At 39.0% G+C, this 5,960-nt stretch carries 13 protein-coding genes; all 13 read left to right on the forward strand.

Translation table 11 applies throughout. The annotated features are described in order from the left end of the window. On the forward strand, positions 1–198 hold a 198-nt coding region (locus tag PVV60_RS09165), incomplete at its 5' end, for a hypothetical protein (RefSeq protein ID WP_273724464.1). Then, complete coding sequence (locus tag PVV60_RS09170; protein WP_273724466.1) at positions 195–965, forward strand: type IV secretion system protein; 771 nt, start codon at positions 195–197, stop codon at positions 963–965. The genes PVV60_RS09165 and PVV60_RS09170, both read left to right, overlap by 4 nt. Before the next feature lie 24 nt (positions 966–989). Then, positions 990–1,262, forward strand: coding sequence for an EexN family lipoprotein (locus PVV60_RS09175; RefSeq protein WP_273724468.1), 273 nt, complete (start codon positions 990–992; stop codon positions 1,260–1,262). 2 nt (positions 1,263–1,264) lie between these two features. Then, positions 1,265–1,648, forward strand: a complete 384-nt coding sequence (locus tag PVV60_RS09180; protein ID WP_273724470.1) for an EexN family lipoprotein — start codon at positions 1,265–1,267, stop codon at positions 1,646–1,648. A gap of 2 nt (positions 1,649–1,650) precedes the next feature. After that, entirely contained in the window at positions 1,651–2,055 is a 405-nt protein-coding gene (locus tag PVV60_RS09185) for an EexN family lipoprotein (RefSeq protein ID WP_273724471.1), read from the forward strand. 293 nt (positions 2,056–2,348) lie between these two features. Next, positions 2,349–2,753, forward strand: a complete 405-nt coding sequence (locus tag PVV60_RS09190; RefSeq protein ID WP_273724473.1) for an EexN family lipoprotein — start codon at positions 2,349–2,351, stop codon at positions 2,751–2,753. Between the two features lie 26 nt (positions 2,754–2,779). Continuing rightward, complete coding sequence (locus PVV60_RS09195) at positions 2,780–2,998, forward strand: hypothetical protein (RefSeq protein WP_273724475.1); 219 nt, start codon at positions 2,780–2,782, stop codon at positions 2,996–2,998. Positions 2,999–3,046: 48 nt separating this feature from the next. Then, positions 3,047–3,397, forward strand: a complete 351-nt coding sequence (locus PVV60_RS09200) for an EexN family lipoprotein (RefSeq protein WP_273724477.1) — start codon at positions 3,047–3,049, stop codon at positions 3,395–3,397. 26 nt (positions 3,398–3,423) lie between these two features. Further along, complete coding sequence (locus PVV60_RS09205) at positions 3,424–3,636, forward strand: hypothetical protein (protein WP_273724479.1); 213 nt, start codon at positions 3,424–3,426, stop codon at positions 3,634–3,636. Positions 3,637–3,690: 54 nt separating this feature from the next. Further along, positions 3,691–4,107, forward strand: a complete 417-nt coding sequence (locus PVV60_RS09210) for an EexN family lipoprotein (protein WP_273724480.1) — start codon at positions 3,691–3,693, stop codon at positions 4,105–4,107. Between the two features lie 46 nt (positions 4,108–4,153). Beyond that, a complete protein-coding gene (locus PVV60_RS09215) occupies positions 4,154–5,050 on the forward strand; it encodes a type IV secretion system protein (RefSeq protein WP_273724482.1) in 897 nt (298 codons plus the stop codon). Positions 5,051–5,057: 7 nt separating this feature from the next. Then, positions 5,058–5,345 carry a type IV secretion protein VblB7 gene (locus tag PVV60_RS09220; RefSeq protein WP_273724484.1) on the forward strand — a complete coding sequence of 96 codons (288 nt, stop codon included), beginning with the start codon at positions 5,058–5,060 and terminating at the stop codon, positions 5,343–5,345. Beyond that, positions 5,342–5,960, forward strand: a 619-nt coding sequence (locus tag PVV60_RS09225; RefSeq protein WP_273724486.1) for a virB8 family protein, incomplete at its 3' end; no start/stop codon positions are given. The genes PVV60_RS09220 and PVV60_RS09225, both read left to right, overlap by 4 nt.

The raw sequence follows: 5,960 nt of genomic DNA on the forward strand, positions 1-5,960 counted from the left end.
CGTGAGTCACGGCGTTTTCTCATCAAACAAGGGCAAAGTTCAGTTGTAGCAGAACTGAATTTACGCGGCTTTGATGATGAAATAGCCATTTTAAGCGGCACCACCAAGAATATTGAACTCCTAGAGACCATTATGGATGAAGTTGGACAATCTCCAGAAAAATGGCTTCCTATTTTTCAAGAAAGGTCAAAACAATGAAAAAACTTTTATTGGCAACAGCCGTCTGTGCAGCTTCATTTGGCTTTCAAACAAATGCCTTTGCTATCGTGGTATTTGATCCCACAGCTGTTGGACAAATAATGAAACAAGTCCAGCAAGGCACACAACAGCTTGGCAAATTGCAAGAACAAATTCAACAAGGCAAACAACAGCTTGAGCAATTAAAGAGCCAACTCGATCAAGCAAAACAATTATATAACTCTTTAAATGTCAAGCCTGACATCTCGGGATTGAAAGAAATGTTTAACAAGCAAGGGAGCAGTGGCGCCCTCCCTTCTGACTTTAACCACTTTCAACAATCGATGGGCAGCGGCGGTGGCAGTGGCGGCGGGAGCAGCAGCAAAAACGCGCAAAAATGGCAAGAAGAACTTAAATACAAAGAGCCCTCAGGCGGAGCAGATTCAAAAGAGGCAGTTGATGCTTTTTACGCACAGGAAGTGAAAAAAGCCGAACAGCGCGTAGTAGGACAAGCAGCAAAAGGCCAAGATGTCTACGAAGAAGCCAGTGAAACACAAAAAACCATTAACAAGCTGCTTGACGAACTTGGAAGTACTGAAGATGCGGGTAAAATTCAAGGCATTCAAGCGCAATTATCAGCGATACAAGCAAAACTCCAAACACAAGTCCTTCAAATGCAAGCCGCCGCAATGATTCAACAAGCGGAATACAAAGCTGCCGAACAACGAGCTTACGAAGAATTTGCAGCGCGATATGCAGATTATGCCAAAAAACTGCGTGGTCAATAAAGAGTAAAAAAGAGGGGCTTGAACATGAACAAGATCATCATAGCAACATTGCTACTTTGCACAGGGCTCATCACAGCTGGATGTGAAAAAACCTACAGCGTAGAAGAATTTAAAAAAGATCACAAATTATACGAAAAATGGAAAATGAAATGTATGACATCAGGGGATCTCGATTCGCAAAATTGTAAAAACGCAGAGCAAGCTTATCGTGAGAGTCTTCCAACATGGGGATGGGGGAGAACTGGCTCTACAAATGACGATAAACAAGAATCTGAAAAGAAACAGGACAATCATTAATCATGAATAAAGTTCTCATAACAACATTGCTGCTTTGCACAGGGCTCATCACAGCTGGATGTGAAAAAACCTATAGCGTCGCAGAATTTAAAAAAGATAAAAATTTACGCTTAGAGTGGGATGCTAAATGTGGATTTGCAGGAACTTCAAAAAATTGTGAAAACATGCGGTTAGCATTTTTAGAACTTCAGAAAGAATATGAAGCAAAAGCAGCAGAAAGAAGCCGTAAAGCAGCAGAGGAGTATAGGAAAGGTATAGATGAACTTATGGCTAAACAAAAAGCTGAACATGAAAAATGGAAAGCTGAACAAAAAGCAAAAGAACAAGCCAAGAGAGAAGCAGAAGAGCGCGCTAAAGCTAAACAACAACAACAGGACAATCATTAATCATGAATAAAGTTCTCATAACAACATTGCTACTTTGCACTGGAATTATCGCTGCTGGATGTGAAAAAACCTATAGCGTCGCTGAATTTAAAAAAGATGAAAAATTACGCCTAGAGTGGGATGCTAGATGTGGATTTGCAGGAACTTCAAAAAATTGTGAAAACATGCGGTTAGCATTTTTAGAACTTCAGAAAGAATATGAAGCAAAAGCAGCAGAAAGAGAGCGTCAAGCGGAAGAGAACGATCGCAAAAGATATGAAGAATTTATGGCGAAACAAAAAGCTGATCTTGAAAAAATGAGAGCAGAGACTCAAAAAAAATTAGAAGAACAAAGAGCAAAGCGACGTGCTGAGGAAGAACGAAGAGCAAAAGAGCGCGCGGCAGAAGAACAACAAAATAACCATTAAGATATAATGAAGAGCGGAGCATCTCAATGGCAGTAGAAAGCAAAGGCGTCTTTACTAAGATAGACAATATGTTGATGGATCCCATTACAGATACAATGAATAACACCATTACACATCACTATTGCACTTTAGCTGCTCAACTTAAAGAACCTTACAAGCTATACAATAGATTTATGGCAAGATTATGTCGCTGCCCTAGATTTATCATCACTGGTTATAAAAAACCAATAACCTAGCATAATTTAAAAATTGTGCTCAAAACTCAAAAACTGAAAGAAAGAAGGGGAAATACTATGAATAAAGTTCTCATAACAACATTGCTACTTGGCACTGGAATTATCGCTGCTGGATGTGAAAAAACCTATAGCGTCGCAGAATTTAAAAAAGATGAAAAATTACGCCTAGAGTGGGATGCTAGATGTGGATTTGCAGGAACTTCAAAAAATTGTGAAAATCTAAGATTAGCATTTTTAGAACTTGATAAGGAACGTCAAGCACAAGCAGCAGAAAGAGAACGTCAAGCGGAAGAGAACAATCGCAAAAGAGATGAAAAAGATATGGCTGAAATGAGAGCCAGAATTAAAAAAATGAGAGAAGAGAATCAAAAATTCCTTGCTGAACAAAAAGCAAAAGAGCGCGCGGAAGAAGAACGAAGAGCAAAAGAACGGGCGGCAGAAGAACAACAAAATAACCATTAAGACATAATGAAGAGCGGAGCATCTCAATGGCAGTAGAAAGCAAAGGCATCTTTACTGACATAGATGATATGTTGATGAATCCCATTACAAAGACAATGGATAGCGCCATTACACATCACTATTGCACTTTAGCTGCTCAACTTAAAGAACCTTATAAACTATACAATAGATTTATGGCAAGATTATGTCTGTGCCCTAGATTTATCATCACTGGTTATAAAAAACCAGAACATAGCATAATCTAAAGATTGTGCTCAAAACTCAAAAACTGAAAGGAAAAAGGGGAAATATCGATGAATAAAGTTCTCATAACAACATTGCTACTTTGCACAGGGCTCATCACCGCTGGATGTGAAAAAACCTATAGCGTAGCAGAATTTAAAAAAAATCCAAAATTATTTGATGAATGGGTCACGAGATGTGGAGGGATAGGAACTTCAAAAAATTGTGAAAACCTAAGAGTAGCAGGCGCTGAACTTGAGAAAGAACGTCGGGCAAAAATTGAAGAAGAAAATCGCAAAATAGATGAAAAATTTAAAGCTGAACAAAAAGCCTGGATTGAAAAAATTGAAGCTGATACTAATAGATTACGAGCAGAACGAGAAGCAAAAGAGCGCGCTGAAAAAAAACAAAATAACCATTAAGACATAATGAAGAGCGGAGCATCTCAATGGCAGTAGAAAGCAAAGGCGTATTTTCTTATATCGACAATATGTTAATGGATCCCATTACAAAGACAATGGATAGCGCCATTACACATCACTACTGCGCTTTAGCTGCTCAACTTAAAGAACCTTACATACTATACAATAGATTTATGGCAAGATTATGTCGCTGCCCTAGATTTATCATCACTGGTTATAAAAACCAGAACATAGCATAATTTAAAGATTGTGTTCAAAACTTGTAAAACTGAAAGGAAAAAGGGGAAATATTGATGAATAAAGTTCTCATAACAACATTGCTACTTTGCACTGGAATTATCGCTGCTGGATGTGAAAAAACCTATAGCGTCGCAGAATTTAAAAAAGATAAAAAATTGATGGAAGAGTGGAATGCTAAATGTGGATTCGCAGGAACTGCCAAAAATTGTGAAAACCTAAGATTAGCACAACTTGAACTTGAAAAGGAATATGAAGCAAAAGCTGAAGAAAGAGCGCGTGAACGCAAAGAAGAAGATCGTAAAGCGATGGAAAGATATGAAGCCGCAATGGAAGCTCAACATCAAGCAAGGCAAGCTGAAATAAAAAAACTAAAAGCTGAAATGGAAAAAAGAAAGGCTGAAGAAAAAGCAAAAGAACAAGCCGAAAGAGAGGCAGAAGAGCGCGCTAAACAAAAACAGGATAATAATTGAATCAGAAATAATCATATTTGCAAAAATTAGATAGAATGGACGTGCAATGACATTCGAAGAAGTAGCTTACTTTACCATGGTAGAAAATATGTTAACGAAACCTATAATGAAAATAATGAATGATTCCGTTGAACATCTTTCATCGGCTTTAAGTGGTCCGCTTAAACTATCTTGTACCATTTACATTATATTTATAGGGTACAATATCATCTCAGGGCGTTCTTCCATGCCATTGTGGGACTTTATAGCAACAACTTTCAAACTTGGCATCATTGTTGCACTTGCCACAAAGGCTGCTCTTTATAATGAGTGGGTCGGGGATTTATTTTTCAATAGCCTGCCGAATGCCATTGCACAGGCCACACAAGGGACAATACACTCAGATAAAAATGTATGGGATGATCTGTTAAATAAAGCTGTTTCACATATTCTTGATGAAGCAAAAAAAGCTTCATGGGTTGCACTGGGATCGTATCTTGTTACATGGATTTATGCTTCAGCCTGTTACACAATTGCTATTATTTTTTGCCTAATTGGTTTTATCGTCACAATGTTTGCTAAGCTGGGGTTGTTTCTTGTCCTATCATTAGGACCACTTTTTATAAGCCTCTATATGTTTTCAGCAACAAGGAGTTTTACAGAAGCATGGTTAGGGCAAGTGGCAAATTTTGTCATTTTGCAGGTATTAGTCGTGCTGCTTGGGGGTATGTATGTCGAACTTGCAATGAACGTCTTTACAAAAGACATTAAAGATTTCGTGTTAGCCTATGGCGAATTCTTTGCGGTTGGCATTGGGGGTATTTTTCTTTTCTTCAATTTACCTGGCATGGCATCTGCTTTAGCTTCTGGGGGGGCTTCCCTTACAGGCTCAGGAGGAGCTAAAACAATAACGGGTGGCGTAAAAAAATTAGCATCACTATTAAAAAAAATACCAAAGGTTTAAATTTAAAATGCGGAAATTTAAAAAAATTGGGGTCATCTTACCATTTCTCTTTCTCAGTGGCTGTATGTCTTCACCAAACACACTGAAGTCACTCCCAAAGTGTGATGGATATTCTAAGCGTCCACTCAACAGATCAATGTGGAATTGGGAAGGGAAAAAACCCACGCCCACACCCATTATCATCAGTAACAACACCCCTTCAACCCTAAAAGAAGGTAAGCTGGAAACGCTTCTGGCACAAAAATTAACGGATGAAGAAATCAAATCTTACAAAAATTGCGGGCAAAAAGCATGAAAGAAAAAGACATAGAACAATACATTGCTGAAGCACGCTCGTTCGATCAAGATCGCATGCTCGCCTCACGCCGCACCACCCGCGTCTCGCTTGCCATTGCCGGCATCGCCGTTGCTGTTGCAATAATGTCTTCTCTCGCGGTCATCACCCTCACACCCCTTAAAACCGTAGAACCTTTTGTCATCCGTGTGGACAATTCAACCGGCATCACTGAAGTTGTGGAAGCCTTAAAAGAAGGTCCCACCAATGTCGACGAAGCAATCACACGCTATTTTGCCGCAAAATATGTCCGCTCTCGTGAAGGTTTTGCCGTAGAAGAAACGCAAAATAACTTCGAAACTGTCTCTCTCCTCTCCTCTCCTGAAGAACGAGAAAGATTTGCTGGATGGTACGGAGCAAAAAATCCCCAGAGCCCACAAATCATCTACAAAAATGCCATTGCAACAATCACTATAAAATCAATTTCCTTTATCAACGATAAAGTTGCCCAAGTGCGTTACTACAGAACTGTGCGTAACAACGACAACAACAAAGAATTCATCACCCACTGGGTTGCAACACTCACCTTTGAATATACAAATGCCCCTATCTCTGTCCAAAACCGTTTGATAAATC

Origin of the sequence: Bartonella sp. AU18XJBT (assembly GCF_028618595.1) — a bacterium.
GTDB lineage: Bacteria > Pseudomonadota > Alphaproteobacteria > Rhizobiales > Rhizobiaceae > Bartonella.

Excerpts from the sequence above, each read along its gene's own strand:
- PVV60_RS09205 (WP_273724479.1), top strand. The coding sequence starts at position 3,424 with ATGGCAGTAGAAAGCAAAGGCGTATTTTCTTATATCGACAATATGTTA.
- PVV60_RS09180 (WP_273724470.1), top strand. The coding sequence starts at position 1,265 with ATGAATAAAGTTCTCATAACAACATTGCTGCTTTGCACAGGGCTCATC.
- PVV60_RS09215 (WP_273724482.1), top strand. The coding sequence starts at position 4,154 with ATGACATTCGAAGAAGTAGCTTACTTTACCATGGTAGAAAATATGTTA.
- PVV60_RS09185 (WP_273724471.1), top strand. The coding sequence starts at position 1,651 with ATGAATAAAGTTCTCATAACAACATTGCTACTTTGCACTGGAATTATC.
- PVV60_RS09195 (WP_273724475.1), top strand. The coding sequence starts at position 2,780 with ATGGCAGTAGAAAGCAAAGGCATCTTTACTGACATAGATGATATGTTG.
- PVV60_RS09175 (WP_273724468.1), top strand. The coding sequence starts at position 990 with ATGAACAAGATCATCATAGCAACATTGCTACTTTGCACAGGGCTCATC.
- PVV60_RS09210 (WP_273724480.1), top strand. The coding sequence starts at position 3,691 with ATGAATAAAGTTCTCATAACAACATTGCTACTTTGCACTGGAATTATC.
- PVV60_RS09170 (WP_273724466.1), top strand. The coding sequence starts at position 195 with ATGAAAAAACTTTTATTGGCAACAGCCGTCTGTGCAGCTTCATTTGGC.
- PVV60_RS09220 (WP_273724484.1), top strand. The coding sequence starts at position 5,058 with ATGCGGAAATTTAAAAAAATTGGGGTCATCTTACCATTTCTCTTTCTC.
- PVV60_RS09200 (WP_273724477.1), top strand. The coding sequence starts at position 3,047 with ATGAATAAAGTTCTCATAACAACATTGCTACTTTGCACAGGGCTCATC.
- PVV60_RS09190 (WP_273724473.1), top strand. The coding sequence starts at position 2,349 with ATGAATAAAGTTCTCATAACAACATTGCTACTTGGCACTGGAATTATC.